Source organism: Thalassotalea euphylliae, from assembly GCF_042682785.1.
Lineage (GTDB): Bacteria > Pseudomonadota > Gammaproteobacteria > Enterobacterales > Alteromonadaceae > Thalassotalea_F > Thalassotalea_F euphylliae.
Genome location: NZ_JBHUIB010000012.1, coordinates 527,891 through 549,637, shown reverse-complemented (window position 1 = coordinate 549,637; position 21,747 = coordinate 527,891). Strand labels below are relative to the sequence as shown.

Below are 21,747 nucleotides of genomic sequence, written 5' to 3'. Positions count from 1 at the left end.
CGACCCTCTAGCTACCGTGTACTAGAGGGTTTGCTGTTTTAATGAGGACAATAAATGACTGCACAGACATTAAGTAAAGGACATACAGAAGATATTCTTTCCGCTCAATTGAGTCAGCCTTATCACGTGTTGGGTCAACACCAATGCAACGAAACAGGGTTTATCACTTTTACCACCTTTGCACCTGATGCCGACAGTGTAGAAGTTATTGAAACAGCCTCAGGGAAGTCAATTGCTAGCCTCACGCGAAAAAATAAAGCTGGCATCTTTCATAAGAAATTGCGCCGTAAAAATGCTTTCGATTATCAATATAGAATAACACGTGGCAATGCGTCACAGGTGGTTGAAGATCCATACCGTTTCGCTCCTACGCTTAGCGATTTAGACATTCATCTGCTTGCAGAAGGAAACCACTTGCACCCTTATAACGTGATGGGTGCGCAGTTAACAGAGCAAAATGGTGTCAAAGGGGTATCATTTTCAGTGTGGGCGCCAAATGCCCGTTCAGTTTCTGTTATTGGTGACTTCAATCAATGGGATGGCCGCTGCCACCCCTTACAAAACATCAATTTCAGTGGGTACTGGAATGTGTTTTTACCGGGTATAAAAGCAGGCACTCTGTATAAATTTGAATTAAAAGATGCTCATGGGCATGTCTTACCGCACAAAGCAGATCCTTATGGTGCACAAGCGCAATTTCGTCCTGAAACAGCGTCCATCGTTACCGCTAGCAAAAGCTTTAAATGGCAAGATAAAGAATGGTTAGCAAAGCGTGAAGCAAGAAATGCGAGAAATGCTGCGATATCAATATATGAAGTGCATTTGGGATCATGGAGGCGCGATGAAAGTGGAGATTATCTCAATTACCGAGTAATTGCCGACCAACTTGTCCCATATGTTCTTGAAATGGGCTTCAGCCATGTGCAATTGATGCCTGTTAGCGAATTCCCATTTGACGGCTCTTGGGGCTATCAACCGGTTGGTTTGTTTGCACCGACATCACGTTTTGGCAATGCTGATGACTTTAAATACTTTGTTGACTTGTGTCATCAGCATGACATTGGTGTGCTAATCGACTGGGTACCTGGTCATTTTCCCGTTGACGGCCATGGTTTAAGTCAATTTGATGGCACTCATCTGTTTGAGCACGCAGATCCGCGTCAAGGTTATCACCCTGACTGGAATACCCTCATTTATAACTACGGCCGTACTGAAGTCGCTAACTTTCTGAGAGCCAGTGCATTGCATTGGCTAGACCGTTTCCATGTTGATGGCATTCGCGTTGACGCTGTTGCTTCGATGTTATATCTCGATTACAGCCGCAACGAAGGTGAATGGATCCCAAACAAACATGGCGGGCGAGAGAATTTAGAAGCGGTTGAGTTCTTACAACGGTTCAACCAAGAACTTTACCGTGAATATCCTGGCACCTTCTCAGTAGCCGAAGAGTCAACTTCATGGCCAGGCGTTTCAAAACCAACCGACATGGGTGGTTTAGGCTTTGGCTACAAATGGAATATGGGCTGGATGAATGACTCGCTCGAGTATATGAAGCGCGAACCTATCCATCGTAAATATCATCACAATGAATTGAGTTTTGGACTTGTCTACGCATTTGATGAGAACTTTATTCTTCCACTCAGCCATGACGAAGTTGTGCACGGGAAAGGCTCTATACTCGCACGCATGCCTGGTGACGCGTGGCAACAGTTCGCTAATTTACGCGCATACTATGGCTTTATGTGGACGCATCCGGGTAAAAAATTGTTGTTCATGGGCAGTGAATTTGCCCAAGGAAGAGAGTGGAATCATGACGCTGAGCTCGATTGGCATCAACTCGATATCAACTGGCATGCAGGCGTGCACCAGCTCGTCAAAGATTTGAATAAACTGTACAGCAACACACCATCGCTATATCAGAAAGATTGCGAACACGATGGTTTTACCTGGCTAGACCATGAGAATGCAGACCAATCTGTTTACTCCTATGTGCGTTCTGGCGACAACAGTGAACCGCCCGCGATCGTGATATGTAACTTCACGCCAGATACTCATACTAACTTTGTTATTGGCGCACCAGTGCCCGGAAAATACAACGAAGTATTAAATACCGACGCTGAAGTCTATGGAGGCTCTAATATCGGTAATCCTGACGGTGTTTATACATCAGATATGCCGTGGCAAGGGCAGCAACACAGTTTGTCAATTACCGTACCACCACTTAGTACGACCGTATTTATTTTGGAGCAATAACTCATGAACGCTCCCATGCAAACACATTATACAATACAGACAGGGCGCTCTTTTCCACTGGGCGCCACACCGCGCGACGACGGTGTAAATTTCGCGTTGTTTTCTGCGAATGCTGAAAAAGTTGAGCTGTGTATTTTTGACGCGAGTGGAGAACATGAAATACAGCGAATAGAGCTGCCAGAATTTTCCGATGAGGTATGGCATGGCTTTATTCCTGAGTTACCGGTAGGTACATTATACGGATATCGTGTTCATGGTCCGTTTGAACCACATAATGGCCACCGATTTAATCCTCATAAACTGCTTATTGACCCTTACGCTAAAAAGTTAGCCGGTAGCTTTAAGCACCATAAAAGCCATTACAGCTACGACAAGAAATCTCTTCAACAAGATTTAACGTTTGATATTCAAGATAATGCCAAACGCTTACCCAAAGGCGTTGTCGTCAAGCCACTAGCAAAGTGCGAGACACATCCCAGAGTCAAGCGTCGTAACACCCTTGTTTACGAAATGCATGTCAAAGGCTTTACCAAACTGAACAAAGCCATTGATAAAAAAATTCGAGGCACCTTCAGAGCACTGTCAGATAAAAACGTTATCAATTACCTCACCGAGCTTGGTATCACTTCTATAGAGCTTTTACCCGTGCATAGCTTCATCGACGAACCTTTTGTAGATGAAAAAGGATTAAGCAATTACTGGGGATACAACAGCTATAACTTTTTCGTCCCTCAACAGCGTTATCTAGCGTCAGGGGATGATGTTGAATTTAGAGATATGGTGGAAACGTTTCACCAAGCTGGTATCGAGGTTATTCTTGATGTGGTATACAACCATACGGCCGAAGGTAACGAACTTGGCCCAACAATTTGTTACCGCGGTATAGACAATGCCAGCTACTATCGCCTTAGAGAAGACGACAAACGTTTTTATGAAAACTATTCAGGTTGTGGCAATACTCTTAACATCGACCATCCGCGCGTTTTACAGCTAGTCACTGACAGCTTACGTTACTGGGTTGAACATATGGGTGTCGACGGTTTTAGATTCGATTTAGCCCCTATTCTAGGTCGTAACAAAAGCCACTTTTGTAAAGACAACCACTTTTTCTCAGCACTTCGCCAAGATCCAGTTTTATCAGGCGTAAAACTAATAGCAGAACCTTGGGATATTGGCCCTAACGGCTACCAATTGGGACGTTTCCCAAATCAATGGCTAGAATGGAATGATCGATTTCGTGACACCGTGCGTCGCTTCTGGCGAGGAGACAAAGGCATGTCTCCAGAATTTGCGAGACGCCTTCATGGCTCAGCTGACTTATTCGAGCAACGCAGCCGCCGCCCAAGTTCTAGTGTTAATTTGATTACCGCACATGACGGGTTCAACTTGCATGATCTAGTCACCTACGAAGAACGCCACAACGAGGCCAATGGTGAAGATAATCGTGACGGCCATGGCACTAACTTTAGCTGTAACTTTGGTGTCGAAGGTGAAACCGATAACTTGGCGGTCAACCAAAAACGTACTCAGCAAAAACGTAATTTATTAGCCACCTTGTTCATCTCTCAAGGCACTCCGATGTTGCTTGCTGGAGATGAGATTGGCCACAGCCAATCAGGTAACAACAACGCATACTGCCAAGACAATAAAATTACGTGGCTCGATTGGCAAAATCAAGACAGCGAATTGCTTGAATTCGTTCAGCAGTTATCGGCACTTCGTAAAGAACACCCATTGCTCAACCGAACCAATTATCAACACGGTAACGAGTTTTGCTCGACAACAGGACTGCCTGATATTAGTTGGCTAAATTGTCATGGCCAAGTCATGCAGGAGCACGATTGGCACAACCGAGATATCAAATGTTTTGCTATGCTGCTTGCTGATACGCAGCCTGACACGCCCAGTGAATGGATTCATGAACACGTTGATGATGCCTTGCTCGTTGTATTTAACGCGCATAGCCGCATTATCAATTACCACTTGCCTGAGCTTGATGGCTGTTGGCAAGTCCTCATCAATACTGCCGAACACAGGCAGGACAATACACCTATAAGAATAAATCAGCCCTCTGTTGAACTATCTGCTCACAGTTTATTGCTGCTGAGCTACACACATTCAACAACTGCGACAAATAAAGAGACTATCTAATGACCAATCTTATTGAACAACTTGCCGACTTGGTTGGTTTTCACCAAAGCTACACTGATGCGTTTGGTAACCAAGTATTCGCCAAGGACGAGGCGCGCAAATCGCTACTCCAAGCGATGGGATATGACACGGAAGATCAGCAAGCACTTACCAGCAGTATTACTGATTTACGTGAGCAGTCTTGGCGTAACATTCTTCCACATTCACATATCGTGAAATCAGAAGAAGCAACGCACTCACTGATCATTAGTATCAAGTCAGATATCGCCGACACGTTTAATTGGGTTATAACGACAGAAACTGGTACAACGTTAAATGGTAGCCAACACATCAATGAATTGGCGCATGTTGAGTACGCTAAATTTGAGACCAATGGCCACGTAGAACAATACAATAAATTTACGTTTGTACTGCCCACTATTGAAGAAGGCTATCATCAATTAAGCATTACACATGGCGATATTATCGACCAATGCCATTTAATTGTTGCACCAAAAACTTGCTACAGCCCACAAGAAGCGGCAAGTTTTAAAATGTGGGGTTATGCAGCACAACTTTATTCGCTAAAAAGTGAAAACAATTGGGGACTGGGCGACTTTGGCGATCTAACGTCATTGGTTAAATCTACAGCAGCTCAGGGAGCATCAGCCATAGGCCTGAATCCATTGCACCCTCTTTATCAAAACAACCCTGCACACTGCAGCCCATATTCTCCAACCAGCCGTTGTTATCTTAATACGCTATATATTGACGTTACCAAGGTTGAGAACTTTTCACGCTGTGAAGCTGCGCAGAAAATTGTTAACAGTAAAGCATTTCAAACGAAATTGGCTGCGGCAAAAGTGAGTGAAAAAATTGATTATGTTGCCGCTGCTGAACTCAAATTTGAAGTGTTAGACACCTTATTCAATGACTTCCAAGCGAATGGTCACCACAAAGCCTTTTCTGCATACAAAAAAGCACAAGGCGACGCATTGTTGCGTCATGCAACATTTGAAGCATTATATGAACATTTCCGTAAACAAGACTTTCACGCGTTTGGGTGGAGTAAATGGCCAATCGCATATCAACAACCAAACAGTGACGAAGTAAAACAGTTCCAGCAAGAGAATGCGGGTCGTATTGACTATTTTGCTTACCTTCAATGGATAGCACACGAACAGTTAATGCAAGCAAAGCAAACAGCTAAAGATAACGACATGCCTGTAGGGCTTTATCTAGATTTAGCGGTCGGCTGCGACGGCTCAGGCGTTGACGTCTGGTCAGATAAAGACGTTTATGTGGCTGGCGCTTCCGTGGGCGCACCACCTGATTTACTCAATACCTTGGGACAAGATTGGGGTCTTACGCCAATCAACCCTGTCGCCTTGCAAGCAAAAGGTTATCAACCATTAGTGCGTGCGCTACGCAGCAATATGCAATATGCAGGAGCCCTTCGAATTGATCATATTCTCGGGTTAATGCGCCAATATTGGGTAGCGCCTGGCATGAAAGCCAATGAAGGTATATTTATTACCTACCCACTTGAAGATATTTTGCGCATCATTGCACTTGAATCGCGACGTGCTCAATGTGTCGTTATCGGAGAAGACTTAGGCACGGTCCCTGAAGGCTTCGGCGATATTATGCAAGCTGCAGGTTTACTCAGCTATAAAGTACTTTACTTTGAAACATGGGAATCAGGGCTTTTCATGCGCCCCGAAATGTATCCCGAACTTTCAATGGTGACAGTATCCACTCATGACCTTCCAACCCTCACCGGTTGGTGGACAGGAAGAGATCTAGAGTGGCGCCAAAACTTAAACCTATACCCGAATGAAGAGATGGGCGTCAGCGATCGCGAGGGGAGAATACAAGATCGTACAAATTTAATTGCTGCGCTTGAGGACATGCAAGTCATGGATATGAGCAAGGCCCCAAGCCAATCGCCTGCAGAAATGAACCGTGAGCTCACACTGGCAGTACAAAAATACCTTGCTGCAGCGCCAAGCCGTATTCAACTGATCCCTATGGAAGATGCGCTAGAGATCCAAGAGCAAGTCAATATTCCCGGCACAGTTGATGAGCATCCAAACTGGCGCCAAAAACTGCCAGTTTCAATTGAAGCTTTTACAAAGCAAGCCTCTGTAGTTGAACTAGCAGAAGCGATGAAAATATTCCGTCCAAAAGGTTAATGAATAACGGTTAACGCCGTAATAGAGAAAAATAATGACAACAATTTCGAAAACACTTTTAGCAACCGCCGTAGCACTTGCCTTATCAGCTTGCGGCAATGATAAAGCGCCGATAGATACATCAAATGACACACAAGCTTCAACAGTCGCTGAAAAAGCAAAGCAAACAAGTGTCCAGTTAGCGCCTTATAACCAACGCCATATTCAAGACGAAGTGTTGTACTTTGTGCTACCAGATCGTTTCCACAATGGAGATGCTGACAATGACAATGGCTCTAAAGCTATCGCTATTTCACAAGGCGGCTTTGATCCAACGAAAGAAGGCCATTATCACGGTGGCGACGTTAAAGGTTTAACCGAAAAAATTCCTTACCTAAAAGAAATGGGAATAACCTCTATTTGGTTAACCCCTATTCTGCGTAACCAGGCTGTTCAAGGCGATATCACTGGCTATCATGGCTATTGGGTATTAGACTTCACGGAAATTGACCCACACTTGGGTACTAATGCTGACTTAAAAACCTTTATTGACACCGCCCACGCGCAAAACATGAAGGTGTTTTTCGACATTATCACCAATCATACGGCTGACGTTATTCGTTATAAGGAATGTCATGGCGAAGGCGAACTTACCTTCTCCGACGGTGAGCAAATGTGTGCATACAAATCACTCGCTCAAGTGGCTGCTGGTGACAAATATACTCCGTTTGTTCCGAAAGGCATGGAAAACGTAAAAGTGCCGGCATGGTTAAATGACCCGAAGTATTACCATAACCAAGGTGATTCAACCTTTGAGGGAGAAAACTCGGTATATGGTGACTTTTTTGGTTTAGACGATGTCAACACGGATGATCCAGAAGTTGTCGCAGGCATGACAGAAATCTTTAAAGACATCATTACGCAATTCAAACCAGACGGCTTTAGAATTGACACAGTGAAACACGTCAATATTGAGTTCTGGCAAGAATTCTCTCCTGCGTTAATAGAGCATGCTAAACAAGAAGGTATCGAGAATTTCTTTATGTTTGGTGAAGTTTACGACGGTAATCCTGACGTATTAAGCAAGTACACTACCGAGGGGAAGGTACCTTCAGTACTTGATTTCGGCTTTGCTTTTGCTGTGAAAAACGTCATTGCAGACCAAAAAGGTACACAAGAGCTTGCTAATTTATTTGCACAAGATGGCAAATATAAAGATGAAGACAGCGACGTAAATCAGCTACTCAACTTTGTCGGTAACCACGATGTTGGACGTTTAGCTTGGGCATTGCGTGAAAGCGAGCATAACTACAGCCAGGAAGAAATGCTAAGCCGCGTAACACTAGCTCATAGCATGATGTACTTCTTGCGAGGTGTGCCTGTCGTTTATTATGGTAGCGAACAAGGTTTCGTGGGTGATGGCGGTAACCATAACTCTCGTCAAGATATGATGCCGTCTAAAGTGGCAAGCTACAACGACGACGTTCTGCTTGGTACCGATAAAACCACAGCAGATGACAACTTCGATACGAGTCACCCAATTTACCAGTCACTTAAGCTTTTTGCTGAAATTTACCAATCAAATGAAGTGCTTCGCTACGGTCAGCAAGCAGTCGTTTTTGCAGAAGACAAGCCGGGCTTGTTAGTTGCTACACGCACACTCGAGTCAGGTGAACAATATCTTATTGCCTACAACACAAGTAGTGATATGGCACATGGCGAATTTGCACTACAAGGTAATGTTAACGAGGTGGTTTATGATTCAGGTCAGTCACTCATTGATAGTACTGATGGACAAGCGACATTGGCAATGTCACCACTAAGTGTTGCTATCTACAAAATCACAAACTAAGTAACACTGTTGACACTAAACAGCTGGATCAAAAAAGGGAGCAACTGCTCCCTTTTTTAATTTTATCCAATACTGTCAATGACTAGAAAGCGAAGTGGATGCTCGCTGTTAACACATCAGCATCGTCATACTGTTCAAATGAGAATTCCATTGTAGATGTGTCTGACACGTTGAAACCCGCACCTACACCGTAACCAAATTCCCAATCATCATCTGACTCTGAAAAACCACCATAAGATGCTTTAAGTTTTGCATTCGCGTAGCTAGGCATAGCGAACACAAAAAATTGTTCGTTTACGTCATACTGACCTTTAACCGAAAGAGAGATAAAGCGTTCAAGTTCTACATCCACGCCATAGACTTCATCATCGCTGATACCAGTACCTAAACGAAACTCAGGTACTACAGAGAATTTTGTGCCGTCAACGTTATGATGGTATGCCGCTGAACCATAAATTGCGCCAAGAGAAATATCTGCATCACCGTCATCAGAGAAGTTAGCGTATCCACCGCCAAGTGACCAATTTGCAGATGCCGTAAATGGGAGAGAAAGTGCTAAAAGAGCTGCTGCACTTTTTTTGAACATAGTAAATTTCCTTATAGTAAATAACCACCTATGTGATGGCGGCGCGCATTCTCACAGATTACATTGTCACTTACAAGGTTTGCTTTTGTTACAAATTCTTAACGCTTACCCTTTTAGCGTTATTTGCCATTTAATTGTTTGTTGAAATTCGCTAGGCTTTTAACACCCTATTTTCAAAGGCCACCTTATGAACCTTCCCCAACTATCAGACGCTACGCTTTCTTTTGAAAACCAAATCGCATGCCTGACATTCAATAGACATGACGTGCGTAACGCATTAACTGGCACAGCTTTGATCGACGATATTGTCGACACTGTTTCATGGGTAAATCGTACCAGTAATGTTGCAGTGTTAATTGTTACCGGTGCAGGCAGTGCTTTTTCTGCTGGCGGGAATATAAAAGATATGGCCGAGCAACGTAATGATTTTGCAGGAACCCCACAAGAACTGACTGAACGTTATAAACAAGGTATTCAACGTATCCCACTTGCTATGGAATCGCTTGAAGTTCCCGCGATTGCAGCCATCAATGGACCAGCTATTGGCGCGGGGTTTGATTTGGCCAATATGTGTGACTTTCGCATCGCTTCGACTGCCGCTACCTTTGGTGAAACCTTTATCAACTTAGGTTTAATACCTGGTGACGGTGGTGCTTGGTTTATGCAGAGACTTATCGGCTATCAAAAGGCTGCTGAGCTCACTTTTACCGGCAAAATAATTACCGCTCAGCAAGCACAAGAATATGGGCTTTTACATTCCTTGGCCGCCCCAGAAGAGCTCATGGATAATGCAGTGTCGTTGGCAAGTGAGATAGCAAGTAAACCAACGCAGACAATTCGCATGACAAAGCGCTTGATGAAGCTTGCTCAACGGACAGAACTCAAAGACTTTTTAGAGACATGTGCGACATATCAGGGGCTTTGCCACCATGATCCTGAGCACATCAATGCCGTGGAGGCAATGCTCTCTAAAATGCAGCGTTAAGATGCGTTGATTGAGAATAAACGCGCCTTTACGGGCGTTTATTCTCTTTGACTTGAGTCCATACCAGCGCGGAAATCGCTAAAGATATAGCGCTAATATGGAAAACCAATCCTTTGTCTTCCACTTTGCTAATGAATAAACCAACGCCTAGGCTAACCAACAATTGAGGCAATACCACAGAGAGATTAAACAACCCCATGTATAACCCCATGTGAGACTGGTCAACTTTTTCAGACATAATAGCAAACGGTAAGCTGATAATGGCTGACCAGCCAATGCCCAGCATAGCCATTAGTAAATATAGCGACATTTTGCTTTCGCCCCAAAACACCACAGCAAAATAACCTATCGCCATAGATGCCATGCAATAGGTATGTACTTTAACTCGCCCCACACGTTTAGCCATAGGTTCAAGAACAATGGCAGGTAACCCAGCAGCAACAGCACTCAGTATTAAGAAGCTCATTGCTATTATTTTACCTAGCTCGTCATCACTAATGTTTGGCATTTTGTCTTGCAAGAAGGCAAAGATAAAAACAAACATCGTCTGCACACCTATCCAACTAAAGGAATGAGCAGCTAGTACCTTAGAAAATCCGGTTTGATTGGTTGGCTCGCCCTCTTGTTCTTTTGCAAGCACTGTTTGTACGACTAATATCAATGTGATAATCGCAGCGAGTAATTCGGCCCAATAGTGATCGGTTTTAATACCCGACAACTGCAAACCTAACGCATAAACATCGTAAATCAAAAAGCCCCACAGTGGCTTTATATTGTTTAAGATATCAACTAAGCCGAACACAGAAGATTGTGATGTTTGCTCACTTAATTGACGCGGCTCAGTAACAAAAAATGGCGGGATAAGTGACAAGAGTAGCACTAAGCCTGCACCAAAATAAATCAGCACATAATTACCCCAAACGGCGCCTATTGCATAAGCCAGCACGCCAAAAGAACCAGATACCGTTTGCATCCAGGTGTAACCCTTTGTGCGTTCGTCGCCTTCCGGTGTAACGTCTGCAATAATCGCGCGGGTTGGGTTAAAGCTCACATTGATTGATAGATCGAGTGTTAATGCTACTGCAATAGCAACCCCCAACAGTCCAGTAATGCCTAAACTCGACGACACGATATCAATATTCGGCAGAGCCAATAACATCAAGCCAGCCAAAATGCCGCCAATGAGTATGAAAGGCCTACGCCTTCCTTGCCAAAACCAAACCTTATCACTTATCAAACCGACGATGACTTGACCTAAAATACCGGCTATTGGCCCTGCTGCCCAAACAAGTCCCACTTCATGAATATCAAGCCCGTACTGGGTGGTTAAAATCCAACTTAATGCAGATATTTGAACAGAGAGCGCAAACCCCATTGCCGTTGCAGGCAAGCTCAATAGAATGTAAAAACGCTTTGCCAAGCGCTCTTGCATAGCAAACATAGACACTCACTTAATTATTATTTTTTGTTGTAATGATGTGCTGCTGAGCAGCTATGTTTGACGTTACGTTGTTCAATGAATAGCCACAACGAAGTGCATACGTATTCAACAACTAGGTGCGCTAAAACGCAGTGACAGACGTATTTGCTTACAAAGTAAACACACTGAAACTGGAAAATTCAAGGTGTTTGCTCGAAAAAAAACACTTTTACACTATGCTTAGCGTGTGAGGGGGGAGCATGAGTTCATGAGCAGCGTAGGTAGCTCCTATGCATCCTATGAAAAACAGTTCAAACGAGAGCTGTACAAACTGGCATTTATTGTCAGCGCGCTGCTGTGCGCGATATATTTTTTTCGTAATATCGAACGTGGTGACACGTTAGATGCTGTCTCCAATGCAACTGTTGTTATCCTCTCAATTCTTGGCTTGGTATACATGCGCCATTCGGACAACATCGGTCGCATTCATTATGTCCCTGCGTTTAATTATATGGTGCTGTTTATTGGCTCGTTTGCGGGTTCGCCTTCCTCTCCCGACGCTGCCAGCCTGTTCTGGTGTCTATTATTTCTACCATGCTTGGTGCTTACGTTAGGACACATAAAGTCGCTACCCTATATTCTATTGATTCAAGCGTTTACCTATTTTAGCTTTTTTATGAGTGAGCCGACTTGGATGTATGTTGAGTACAGTAGCGACGAGAAACAAACCTATATGGTCACGTCGACCATTTTGCTCATACTGGTTTGGTTTTCAGAATACGTGAGGTTCAAACTATCTCGAGGTTTGTATTTTGAGAACATAGAAAAGAAAAGAATGAAATACCTATCAAGCCATGACGAATTAACAGGTCTGTTTAACCGTCGCGGCTTTAAAGAGCAAATTGAGAGCAAACGCTTTTTCAATAAACGCAATGTCGACCAAACCGCGATCATCTTGATAGATATCGATGATTTCAAGCATATTAATGACACACATGGGCATAGCTTTGGTGATATCGTGCTCAAGAATATAGCTCGCCTACAACTAGCCACTGTGCGCAGCACCGATACAGTTGTACGTTGGGGCGGAGAAGAATTTCTTATATTATTGTCAAATGTCGAAGCAGCTCAGGTAAAGCGTATCGCTGAAAATATCAGAAAGAATATCGAGAAAACCCCTGTCGCGAATGAAGAAATCGCGATAAACATTACAGTTAGTATCGGTATTGCATTTTCTCGCGAGGTTTCGAGTATTGAGGAGCTGGTAGAGCTAGCCGATAACAGACTATATGCCGCTAAGGGGCATGGAAAAAATTGTATTTTTGCTGAATGTTCCCCAGGTTAATAACCTCAAACATCTAAACAGCCGAGCGGCATAAATAGTAAACGTTCACTAACGTCTTATCATCGATAAGTTGTCTTCATGGCTACTAAAGTTCAAGCTACAGCCGTGTACAAACTGTTCAACGTTTTGTTCAAGATACAAATCTCCTTTTCCCGGCTGATTAGGATGTAACGGGGGAAATGCACCATATCCCGCTAATAAGCAATGCCAAGAAACCGCGTCGAAATGACTAGCAATATTTTGCCGGTTTATCTCTGCCTCTACATCTTCGCGGCTATACCAGGCATGTAAAATTTGCTTTAGCGAATCCGATAGCTGCACGTTATCTCGGTTAGCGCGCCAATACTCGCTGTCATTGCGTGTATTTAACTTATAATGCGCCACAATATAGTCGCGAACACGTTCAAAGCGCTCTACCATTTCTTGGTTGTAGCTGTCCCTTTGCTTTGCAGTGAAATTACCCTGTTCAAATTTGTGCATAAAGAGTTCGATACTTACCTGCACTAGATGAAGCGCCGTAGCTTCGAGTGGCTCAATAAACCCTTGTGAAAGACCGAGTGCCAGACAGTTATGAGCCCAGTGCTGCTCTAACGATCCTACCTTCATTTTCAGATGGCGTGCAAGCTCGTCACTATCCAGTGCGCCTAGATGTTTCCTAAACTCATGTTCGGCTTCATCCGGTGATATGAAATCACTGCTATACACATAGCCATTGCCAAAACGCTCCGTCAAGGGAATTTTCCAACACCAGCCAGCATTCATCGCTGTAGATGTAGTCTCTACGGGTAAGCGTCCATTTACGGGGGTTGGCATCACCACTGCCGAGTCATTAAATAAATTCTCTTTATAAGGTTTAAAACCTACACCCAAGGTTTTTTGGATGAGTAATGCAGCAAAACCTGTGCAATCGACAAAGATATCACCAGCAATGTGTTCCCCATCATCAGTCACTAACGATGCAATATCACCGTTGTCAGATTTTTTCACATCAGCAATGTGGGCTAGTCGATAGTTTACTCCTCGTTGTTGGGCGAGCTCCCCGAGAAACTCCCCCAACAAACCAGAGTTAAAATGATAGCCGTACTCGATTTTAAAGGGAAAGTTAGCAGGCGTCTTCGGCCCCATATTCTGATTGGCTAGTAGGCCATTTAAAAGAAAACGCTCAGGTGATACTTCGGTATCTAAGCCCATTCGTCTAGTGCGCGCATTAACCATAAACGCACGCTTGGTAAACGAATCAACTTGTGTAGGAAAAGGATGACTGTAGCTATCAATACCAGACGATGGTGACCAACCTTTAAAGCGTATATTAAGCTTATAAGTTGCGTGACAACGCGGCATCCATTCATGCTCTTCTACATCAATGATTTCGAAGAAGCGTTTGAGGCTAGGTGTAGAGCCTTCGCCTACCCCAATAATGCCAACATCAGGAGATTCAACCAGCGTAATTTCAACACCTTTATCTGCCCAACGTTTAACAAATAAATTGGCCGCCATCCAGCCAGCAGTGCCGCCACCTAAGATTACAATACGTAAGGGTTGCCTTGCCATCATCACTACATTTTACACATATTGGCTATAAACTCGTCGTGCGTAGGCAATTTAGCAACGGGCTCATCTTTGATTTGTTTAATTCTATTTAACGTATCTCTAATGTGTTGCTCTGTCATACTGTTTGCCAGCGGGTGGTAATCTTGAGGCACAATTCCCTGCCCAAGCATCACTTGCAACCATGAGCTTTCCAAGAATAGGTCATTTTGATCTCTAAACAAACGTCCATTACGTTTAAAAATATCTATTTTATGGCGCAAAGTTTCAGGAATATCCATATTACGCATATCACGCCAAAAACGGCTATCATCGCGCTCAGTGACATGATAATGCAGAATCAAAAAGTCACGTATTTGTTCAAATTCAACTTTTGATTGTTTGTTGTATTCGTTGACAATATCCTCAGTAATCCCCTGATGTGGGAACAGATGTGCCAAACGTACAACCGCTGATTGAATCAAATGAATACTGGTTGACTCTAGCGGCTCTAAAAAGCCACTTGAAAGTCCAACAGCAATAACATTTTTATTCCACTGTTTGTAGCGACGGCCTGTTTGGAATCGAATCAATTTAGGATCAGCCAAAGGTTTAGTATCAAGGTTCGACAGCAAAATGTTTGTTGCTTCATCTTCCGAATAGTGAGCGCTTGAATAAACTAATCCATTACCATTGCGATGTTGCAAAGGAATACGCCACTGCCACCCCGCAGAGTGCGCTATTGAGCGCGTGTAGGGAGCGGTATGCTCGTGTCGCTCTGAAGGTACTGCAATCGCACGATCGCATTGAAGCCATTGACTCCAATCCTCATACCCCGTGCGCAGTTTTTCCTGAATAAGCAGCCCTCTGAAGCCCGAACAATCCAGGAACAAGTCTCCCTGTACTGATTGGCCATCCTTGAGCTTTAAGCTAACAATATTCCCTGTGTCTGGACATTGTTCGACATGTTCAACCATACCTTCAGTTCGCACAACACCCATTTTCTCGCTGTATTTACGTAAAAACTTGGCGTATAAACCAGCATCAAAATGATACGCGTAAGGCATATCAATAATGGGGTCTTTGGCATTAATTTTGGCGAACTTTCCAGCTTCAGCACACAGGTAGTTTAAGTCGTACTCCCAAAGGCGACTATCATCTTCCAACTCACCAACGCGTTTAAGCAAATGGTGAAAATGGCAAAACGCCATACTTTTTCCGGCGGCACCAAAGGTATGGTAGTAATGATGGCCTTGTTGTTTCCAATTTTCGAACTTTATCGCTAACTTGATTGTAGCTTTGGTTTCTCTGAGGAACTCAGCTTCATTTAACCCTAAGACATTATTCAGCAATTGAATAGGCGGGATAGTGGCTTCGCCCACACCTACCGTGCCAATAGCTTCAGACTCAACAAGCTCTATGTCGATAGCTTCGCCTAATAACTTCTTTGTCAATGCGGCCGAAATCCAACCGGCAGTACCACCGCCCAGAATAACTACTTTTTTAATAGGGTTTTGCATGATAGATACATCTACTACTTATTTTACGGGAAGACTGACAACTTAATGAAAAGTCGCACAATGTATTCATTTTAAAATAGCCTAACTAAGGTTAGCACGCTAAGCCACTTTAAAATAAAAAGCCTGCTAAACATCACATTTAGCAGGCTTTGTAAGGACTAGACTAAACCATTAGAAACGGTAGTTTAAACCTAAAATGAAGTTACGACCGAATGACTGGTAACGGTTAACCAAACGAGGGTCCGTTAAATCAATTTCAATATCGTCTTCATCAGTTAAGTTTTGGCCTTGAAGCGTGATACGTAAGCCTTTTAATGACTCAATACCTGACTCATCAAAGTCATAACCAATCTGAGCATCCCAAAGCTCTAGGCCTTCACGACCAATTTCTTGAAGCGCTAAGCTTGTACCGCGAGTTTCTGTGACATATTCATCACGCTTAGTACCTGAAACACGGATTTCCCAACCGTTGTTTTCGTAGTATGCCGTAAGAGAGTATGATTCATCAGAAAGACCCGGAATTTCACCTTCAGCTACACCAGCCTCAACGTTTTCTTCAAGTTCACCGTCTAAGAACGTAGCACTTGCAACTAGACCGAAGCCATCTAACGCATCCGCAACGAAACGAAGAGGTAAGCTAGCTTGGAACTCATAACCACGAACAAACCCTTCGAAGCCATCTAAGTTAGAGTCAACGAAACCTTGCAGTGTTGCAGGTGCGTTACCTTCAGAGTCTTGGTGTAAGCTTGGAATGTACACTGGTGAGAAGTCAGTTAATACAGACGTGCTACGGTGCCAGTTTTTGATGTCTTTGTAGAAGAATGTAGCAGCGAAGTAACCGTCATCTGCGTAGTAATTCTCATAAGATAAGTCAAACTGGTTTGCTTCATATGGCTCTAGTTCAGGGTTACCTGCTGAACCACTCCAAGGACCGTTTTGCGGGTCAGGGTTTTGAATTTGGTTATCGTTGTATGCAAACGTAGCACGCGCATTTGGACGTAGGTCATCCATGCGAGGACGGCTAATTACTTTTGATAAACCAGTACGTACGAATTGATTCTCTGCCACTTCGAAGTTCAAGTTCAATGTTGGTAGAATATCGTCGTAGTCTGCGCCACCGCTTACAGGTGTAGCTTCAACAAAGCCGTCTGCGTTTTCAACAGTTGAGAAGCCTGAAGACTTTTGCTCAACGTCAACATATTGAAGGCCAATGTTACCTGTCATCATGATGTCGCCAAATTCAGCATCAAGATCAACTTTAACGAATAACGTTGTTTGCTCTTCTTCAACTTTGTATGTGTCACCTAAGCGGTCAGTTTGTACTAATGAAGCAGGCGTTGCCGTGTAGTAACCGTCACGGTACAAACCAATACTGTCGTACGCTAGAACGCCATCAATACCGATGAAGCCTAAATCAGCTACACCAAGAACGCCAGGGATAGGTCCATCACCAGGGTACGTAGGTGCAGTTAGGTAGTCACCTTCGTTAATTTTTTCTTTTTCACGGTCAGAGTAAGCAACACCAACAGTTAGACCGCTAACCATGCCGTACTCTAGTACACCGTTTACTTCGAAACGGAATGCATCTAATGTTTCTTCAAATTCTGGGCGGTTAATGAAACCATCTTGTGCGTCACCACCAATTACTGGAGCACCCCAAGCCTGTGGGCCAGCTAAGCGGATAAGGCTTTCGTCAGTGTAATCAACACCTGGCAGTGTCGGATGATCTGAGTAGAAAACGCCTGAAGACGTCGATTCCCATGAACGTGCCGCTGTAGGACGACCGTCAATACCTGCGCGGCCAACACCTGAGTAGCTCTCTACGTCAATGATGTCTTTTTCAACTTCACCTGTTGAAAGGTCTGCAACTAGCGTCCAATCATCATTTAATGCGTATTCAATGTTTAAACCAAACGTCGTTAATTCTGCTTCTTGGCTTAAGCCGTCGTTACGCACTACTGAATGGAAACCATCCCAGTAACCAGAAGTCACAAAACCATTGTCTACGTTTGTTTCTGTGTAGTTTACGCCACCCCAAACTGGGCCACCTTCTTCAAGACCACGTTTTACGTCATTCTCTTCGAAGTCGATGTATAAAGCGTCTAGCTGAATTTTTAAGTCATCCGTTGGAGCCCACTCTACAACAGCAGCAATTGAATCACGCTCTAACATTGCAGAACGAACAAATGAATCGTGACCACCTAGGATTTTGTTACCTTCTGGTGTATCAGCGTAACCCCAAGCACGGAACTGCTCTTCCTGGCGAGGTGTCTCTTGAGATGCCAACACGAGTGCAAAACCTAGCGTGTCGTCTAGGAATTTGTCTACATAGTTAAACGATAAACGGTGACCATCGTTATCGAAGTCAGGGTTAGCTGCTTCTTTGTCGTTTTCTTCGTAACTTGCATTGAACGTTAGCACGCGCTCGTTGGTATTAAGCGGGCTAATGGTTTGCATATCGATTGTACCACCAATACCTTGGTTCAAAAGACCTGCTTCAGGTGTTTTGTAAACAACGATATTTGAAACGATTTCTGTTGGGTATAAGTCAAACTCTACACCACGGTTGTCACCCATACCGAGAAGTTCACGACCGTTTAATGAAGTCGCTACGAAGTTTTCGTTAAAACCACGAACTGAAAGGCCACTGGTACGGCCGTTACGACGCTCACCTGTAACACCTGGTAAACGTGCTAAAGATTCAGCTACTGAAGTATCAGGTAATTTACCAATATCTTCTGCAGAGATAACTTCAACGATTGAGTTTTCACTCATTTTGATTGCTTGAGCACGTTGTAATGAACCACGAATACCACGTACTTCAATCACTTCAACTTCTTGCTCTGCTGCTTGTTCTTCAGCCGCCTGCGCGAGCATTGGCGCCCCAACCGTCATAAGACCGGTAGAAAGCATAGCAAGAGTCATTTTGCTTGGCTTAAAATTTAACATGTAGGTTTCTCCCCCGTTTCATCCCTGTTGTTTTAATTGTATTCAGCATCCTAGCTGATTCGATGACTTTGTTATCGATATTTATAGGTCCACCAAATTTGGCGGATAACCTAATATAAGTTGGTCAATTTTCTAAAAACATATATTGCATACGTATTCATGCATTGCTGAAAATCACACAGAAATTATGGCCTTAGTGTTTGTTGCTATTTTCAACAGCAAGAATTTTGGGAATAACTGACAGTAAAATTTGCCGTACTCAATCCCCCCCGTTTTTAACGTATAGTCCAAAAACCTTTAATTACATAAGGATAACGATTGATTACAAATCAATTTTAAAAGAAAGAAGTTTGTTTAACTGTCACTACTTTGTTACGCCACAAACTGATGAATGCTCAAGATTGAATCAGATTTTGAATACGTATGCATAATCACACCGTCGTCACATTCACTGCAGAGTCTACGATTGTTGGTGTAAATTACCGACAATAAAAAAGGCGCAATATTTGCGCCCTTCCTGGTCGTTTTCAACTCTATTCCAGCTCAACCATCAATCAAAAATAGTTTATTTAGAAACCAGCAGTTACTTGATTAACAAGCGCTTGCTACCAGCGGCATAGTCAAATTTAACATGCAACTGTTGATTTTCAGTGTCCCAAAATGCAGCTTGCGTTGCTAGGTCAAGTGCTTGTTCACTAGCAACAACCGGAATATCGCGAGCATCAAAAGAAACTAACGTCGGCATTAAAGGCCAATTGTGAATACTGAGCGTTATTTCTCGGGTTTTAGGCATACCTGCATAACCCTTACCTTGACTATTGAATGCTATTCCTAGCCCGTTATCACTATTTTCTGCGGTAAAGGTAACCTTTTGATAATGCTGTGAGGATAGAGATTGTGCGCTGATGCCGTCGTCATCATAGAACATACCCTGTGAGCCTTTTACGGTGGCATCGAAGTAATAATGAAGCGCCAGTTTCTCTGTGTTGTAGTGCTTCTCGTTAGTAGGCGTATTTACCATAGGTATAAAGCTGCCAGCTCTCACCAAAACAGGAATTGTTTCGAGCGAAACAGGGATATCTAACTGCTGACCCCCTTGAATTTTTTCGCCTGTCCAATAATCAAACCATACGCCATTTGGTACATTGACGTTGACCGCTCGCACGCCCGGTTCAATAACAGGAGTTACCAAAAACGCATCACCCCATAAGTAACTATTTTTTTCATCGATATACGAAATGTTGCTTTCATCTTCAAACATCAAGGGGCGCATCAACGGCATACCAGAAACCGCATTTTGATATGCCAAACTGTAGGTATATGGCATCAAACGATATCTTAGCTTGATAAACTCTCGAACAATATCTTTAGTTTTGCTGTCATGAAATACAGGCTCTGGTGCAATTTGTTCTTGTGCATGCGGGCGATAGACTGGTTGGAACACGCCATACTGCAACCAGCGGGTATACATTTCGGCATCGAATTGTTCACCACCGGCAAAACCACCTAAGTCAGAATGAGTATAAGCTAAACCAAATAAACTCATCTGAAGGCTAAGTTCTACTTGTGGCTCAAGCCCCCCCCAAGAGCGACTGACGTCACCGGTCCAAGGAATTAAGCCATAGCGCTGGCTACCCAAGAAGCCAGAACGCATCATGATCATTGGGCGCTTAGTTGGTTGAAGTGAAACACTCTCCTGGTAAACCATTTCTGCCCATTTGTGGCCGTAGACATTATGAATAGCATCACCACGAACCATAGTGCCATCATCCAAACGATGGAGAATGTCGTCAGGTTGTACTTCTGGTTCACCTAAATCACCCCACCAACCTGTTACACCTTGCTCATCCAATCGCTGGTATGCCTCAGCAAACCAAGAGCGACCATCTTCATTAAAGACATCGACCAAGCCAGTATTGCCAAAGTAGAAATCAAAACGATACGGCTCACCTGACTCATTTAAGGCAATTGCCTTGCTATCAACCGCTTCTTGCCAGCGTTTTGACGTAGACAGGATAAACGGCTCAGTGATCACCACGGTATTCACACCTTTACCCTGCAAATCAGCAATCATCTTCTCTGGCTCAGGGAATGCCTCTCTGTCCCAAGCAAGGTTACCCATATGTCCTTGGATGTCTTTACCAAACCAATACAGATCAAGGACAAGTGCATCAAGCGGCATGTCCTCTTGTTCGAAGCGTTCAACAACATCATACACTTCTTGTTGATTGCGATAACCGAAACGTGAAGCAAAGTTGCCTAATGCCCAACGCGGTGGCATAGATTGCTTCCCCGTCAAACCAACATAGTTTTCAATCAAATCTGGGTAACTATTGCCAGCTACAACAATATAGCTTGCTCGACCACTTACCGCGGAAAACGACAGCGTATTATTATTTTGGCTATCTAAGTCCATTTCACCCGTAGCAGAGTTGTCGAAAAGTAACATGTACTTTTTCGACGACATTATCGCCGGTAAGCCGTAATACATTTGTGTTGAGTCAGTGGTGTAGCCGTAATGCGCTTTGTTATATAACGGAAATTTATGCCCTCGGCGATCCATACCTTTAATACGCTGGCCACCACCGAGTAACTTCTCTTGTGGATCAATAGCAAAAGTAAAGCCGAGACCTGTTTCCGTGTCGTTAAAGCCACTTTGCAGAATAAGCAGCTCATTTGCTTTTTCAAAACGAACACTCAGACTTTGCTTGTCGACAACAGCTGTCAACTCACCCGAGCTGAAGCGAAGAGTTTTTTCAGAATCAGACACTGTTGCAACCGAGGAAGCAGCATCAGGGGCAATAGCATAGGAAGGTAATTGTTTGTGATACCGGCTGTCATAGACAACTTCGATTGCATCTCCTTTGTATGCTGACAACGTAAAGGTTTCTTCATCGCCAACAATGGTAAGAGTATTTGAGGTAGCACTATGGCTCACATAGCCAGCTACAGCATAAAAACAAAAACACCAAAGTAGTATGATGCCGACAACTTGATTACGCATGA

General features: G+C 43.6%; 12 protein-coding genes. 6 read left to right on the top strand and 6 right to left on the bottom strand.

Features of this window, described 5'->3' with window-relative positions:
- Positions 1 to 54 precede the first annotated feature (54 nt).
- Genes glgB through ACFSJY_RS16845 form a run of 4 tightly spaced genes read left to right on the top strand, consistent with a single transcriptional unit; the run spans position 55 to position 8,409 of the window.
- Positions 55 to 2,253, top strand: coding sequence for a 1,4-alpha-glucan branching protein GlgB (gene glgB, locus ACFSJY_RS16860; protein ID WP_386036974.1), 2,199 nt, complete (start codon positions 55 to 57; stop codon positions 2,251 to 2,253).
- 3 nt (positions 2,254 to 2,256) lie between these two features.
- Positions 2,257 to 4,404: a glycogen debranching protein GlgX gene (gene glgX, locus ACFSJY_RS16855; RefSeq protein ID WP_386036971.1), complete on the top strand. Its 2,148-nt coding sequence runs from the start codon at positions 2,257 to 2,259 to the stop codon at positions 4,402 to 4,404.
- Positions 4,404 to 6,578, top strand: coding sequence for a 4-alpha-glucanotransferase (gene malQ, locus ACFSJY_RS16850; protein WP_386036968.1), 2,175 nt, complete (start codon positions 4,404 to 4,406; stop codon positions 6,576 to 6,578). Before glgX ends, malQ begins: the two co-directional genes overlap by 1 nt.
- Positions 6,579 to 6,612: 34 nt before the next feature.
- On the top strand, positions 6,613 to 8,409 hold the full coding sequence (locus ACFSJY_RS16845; RefSeq protein ID WP_386036965.1) for an alpha-amylase family glycosyl hydrolase: 1,797 nt from the start codon (positions 6,613 to 6,615) through the stop codon (positions 8,407 to 8,409).
- An 82-nt stretch (positions 8,410 to 8,491) separates the two neighbouring features.
- Here the strand turns inward: ACFSJY_RS16845 and ACFSJY_RS16840 are convergent, their stop codons facing one another.
- A complete protein-coding gene (locus tag ACFSJY_RS16840) occupies positions 8,492 to 8,995 on the bottom strand; it encodes an outer membrane protein (protein ID WP_386036962.1) in 504 nt (167 codons plus the stop codon).
- 187 nt (positions 8,996 to 9,182) lie between these two features.
- On the opposite strand from ACFSJY_RS16840, the gene ACFSJY_RS16835 reads away from it, so the two are divergent.
- The gene (locus ACFSJY_RS16835; protein ID WP_386036959.1) at positions 9,183 to 9,980 is read left to right on the top strand and encodes an enoyl-CoA hydratase-related protein; all 798 of its coding nucleotides are present in this window, start codon (positions 9,183 to 9,185) and stop codon (positions 9,978 to 9,980) included.
- A 28-nt stretch (positions 9,981 to 10,008) separates the two neighbouring features.
- On the opposite strand, the gene ACFSJY_RS16830 is transcribed toward ACFSJY_RS16835, so the two are convergent.
- Positions 10,009 to 11,421 (bottom strand): MFS transporter, encoded by a 1,413-nt coding sequence (locus tag ACFSJY_RS16830; protein ID WP_386036956.1) that lies wholly within the window; start codon positions 11,419 to 11,421, stop codon positions 10,009 to 10,011.
- A gap of 247 nt (positions 11,422 to 11,668) precedes the next feature.
- On the opposite strand from ACFSJY_RS16830, the gene ACFSJY_RS16825 reads away from it, so the two are divergent.
- On the top strand, positions 11,669 to 12,745 hold the full coding sequence (locus ACFSJY_RS16825; protein WP_386036953.1) for a GGDEF domain-containing protein: 1,077 nt from the start codon (positions 11,669 to 11,671) through the stop codon (positions 12,743 to 12,745).
- A gap of 48 nt (positions 12,746 to 12,793) precedes the next feature.
- On the opposite strand, the gene ACFSJY_RS16820 is transcribed toward ACFSJY_RS16825, so the two are convergent.
- From ACFSJY_RS16820 to ACFSJY_RS16805, 4 genes are all read right to left on the bottom strand, one after another.
- Entirely contained in the window at positions 12,794 to 14,296 is a 1,503-nt protein-coding gene (locus tag ACFSJY_RS16820) for a tryptophan halogenase family protein (protein ID WP_386036950.1), read from the bottom strand.
- Positions 14,297 to 14,301: 5 nt separating this feature from the next.
- Positions 14,302 to 15,792 carry a tryptophan halogenase family protein gene (locus ACFSJY_RS16815; protein WP_386036946.1) on the bottom strand — a complete coding sequence of 497 codons (1,491 nt, stop codon included), beginning with the start codon at positions 15,790 to 15,792 and terminating at the stop codon, positions 14,302 to 14,304.
- Between the two features lie 171 nt (positions 15,793 to 15,963).
- A complete protein-coding gene (locus ACFSJY_RS16810) occupies positions 15,964 to 18,741 on the bottom strand; it encodes a TonB-dependent receptor (protein ID WP_386036944.1) in 2,778 nt (925 codons plus the stop codon).
- Positions 18,742 to 19,324: 583 nt separating this feature from the next.
- Positions 19,325 to 21,745, bottom strand: coding sequence for a TIM-barrel domain-containing protein (locus ACFSJY_RS16805; RefSeq protein WP_386036941.1), 2,421 nt, complete (start codon positions 21,743 to 21,745; stop codon positions 19,325 to 19,327).
- Positions 21,746 to 21,747 lie beyond the last annotated feature (2 nt).

Bases quoted from the DNA above. Each gene is read 5' to 3' on its own strand.
- ACFSJY_RS16840 (WP_386036962.1), bottom strand. From the start codon at position 8,995: ATGTTCAAAAAAAGTGCAGCAGCTCTTTTAGCACTTTCTCTCCCATTT.
- ACFSJY_RS16810 (WP_386036944.1), bottom strand. From the start codon at position 18,741: ATGTTAAATTTTAAGCCAAGCAAAATGACTCTTGCTATGCTTTCTACC.
- glgB (WP_386036974.1), top strand. From the start codon at position 55: ATGACTGCACAGACATTAAGTAAAGGACATACAGAAGATATTCTTTCC.
- ACFSJY_RS16835 (WP_386036959.1), top strand. From the start codon at position 9,183: ATGAACCTTCCCCAACTATCAGACGCTACGCTTTCTTTTGAAAACCAA.
- ACFSJY_RS16845 (WP_386036965.1), top strand. From the start codon at position 6,613: ATGACAACAATTTCGAAAACACTTTTAGCAACCGCCGTAGCACTTGCC.
- ACFSJY_RS16825 (WP_386036953.1), top strand. From the start codon at position 11,669: ATGAGCAGCGTAGGTAGCTCCTATGCATCCTATGAAAAACAGTTCAAA.
- malQ (WP_386036968.1), top strand. From the start codon at position 4,404: ATGACCAATCTTATTGAACAACTTGCCGACTTGGTTGGTTTTCACCAA.
- ACFSJY_RS16830 (WP_386036956.1), bottom strand. From the start codon at position 11,421: ATGTTTGCTATGCAAGAGCGCTTGGCAAAGCGTTTTTACATTCTATTG.
- glgX (WP_386036971.1), top strand. From the start codon at position 2,257: ATGAACGCTCCCATGCAAACACATTATACAATACAGACAGGGCGCTCT.
- ACFSJY_RS16820 (WP_386036950.1), bottom strand. From the start codon at position 14,296: ATGGCAAGGCAACCCTTACGTATTGTAATCTTAGGTGGCGGCACTGCT.
- ACFSJY_RS16805 (WP_386036941.1), bottom strand. From the start codon at position 21,745: ATGCGTAATCAAGTTGTCGGCATCATACTACTTTGGTGTTTTTGTTTT.
- ACFSJY_RS16815 (WP_386036946.1), bottom strand. From the start codon at position 15,792: ATGCAAAACCCTATTAAAAAAGTAGTTATTCTGGGCGGTGGTACTGCC.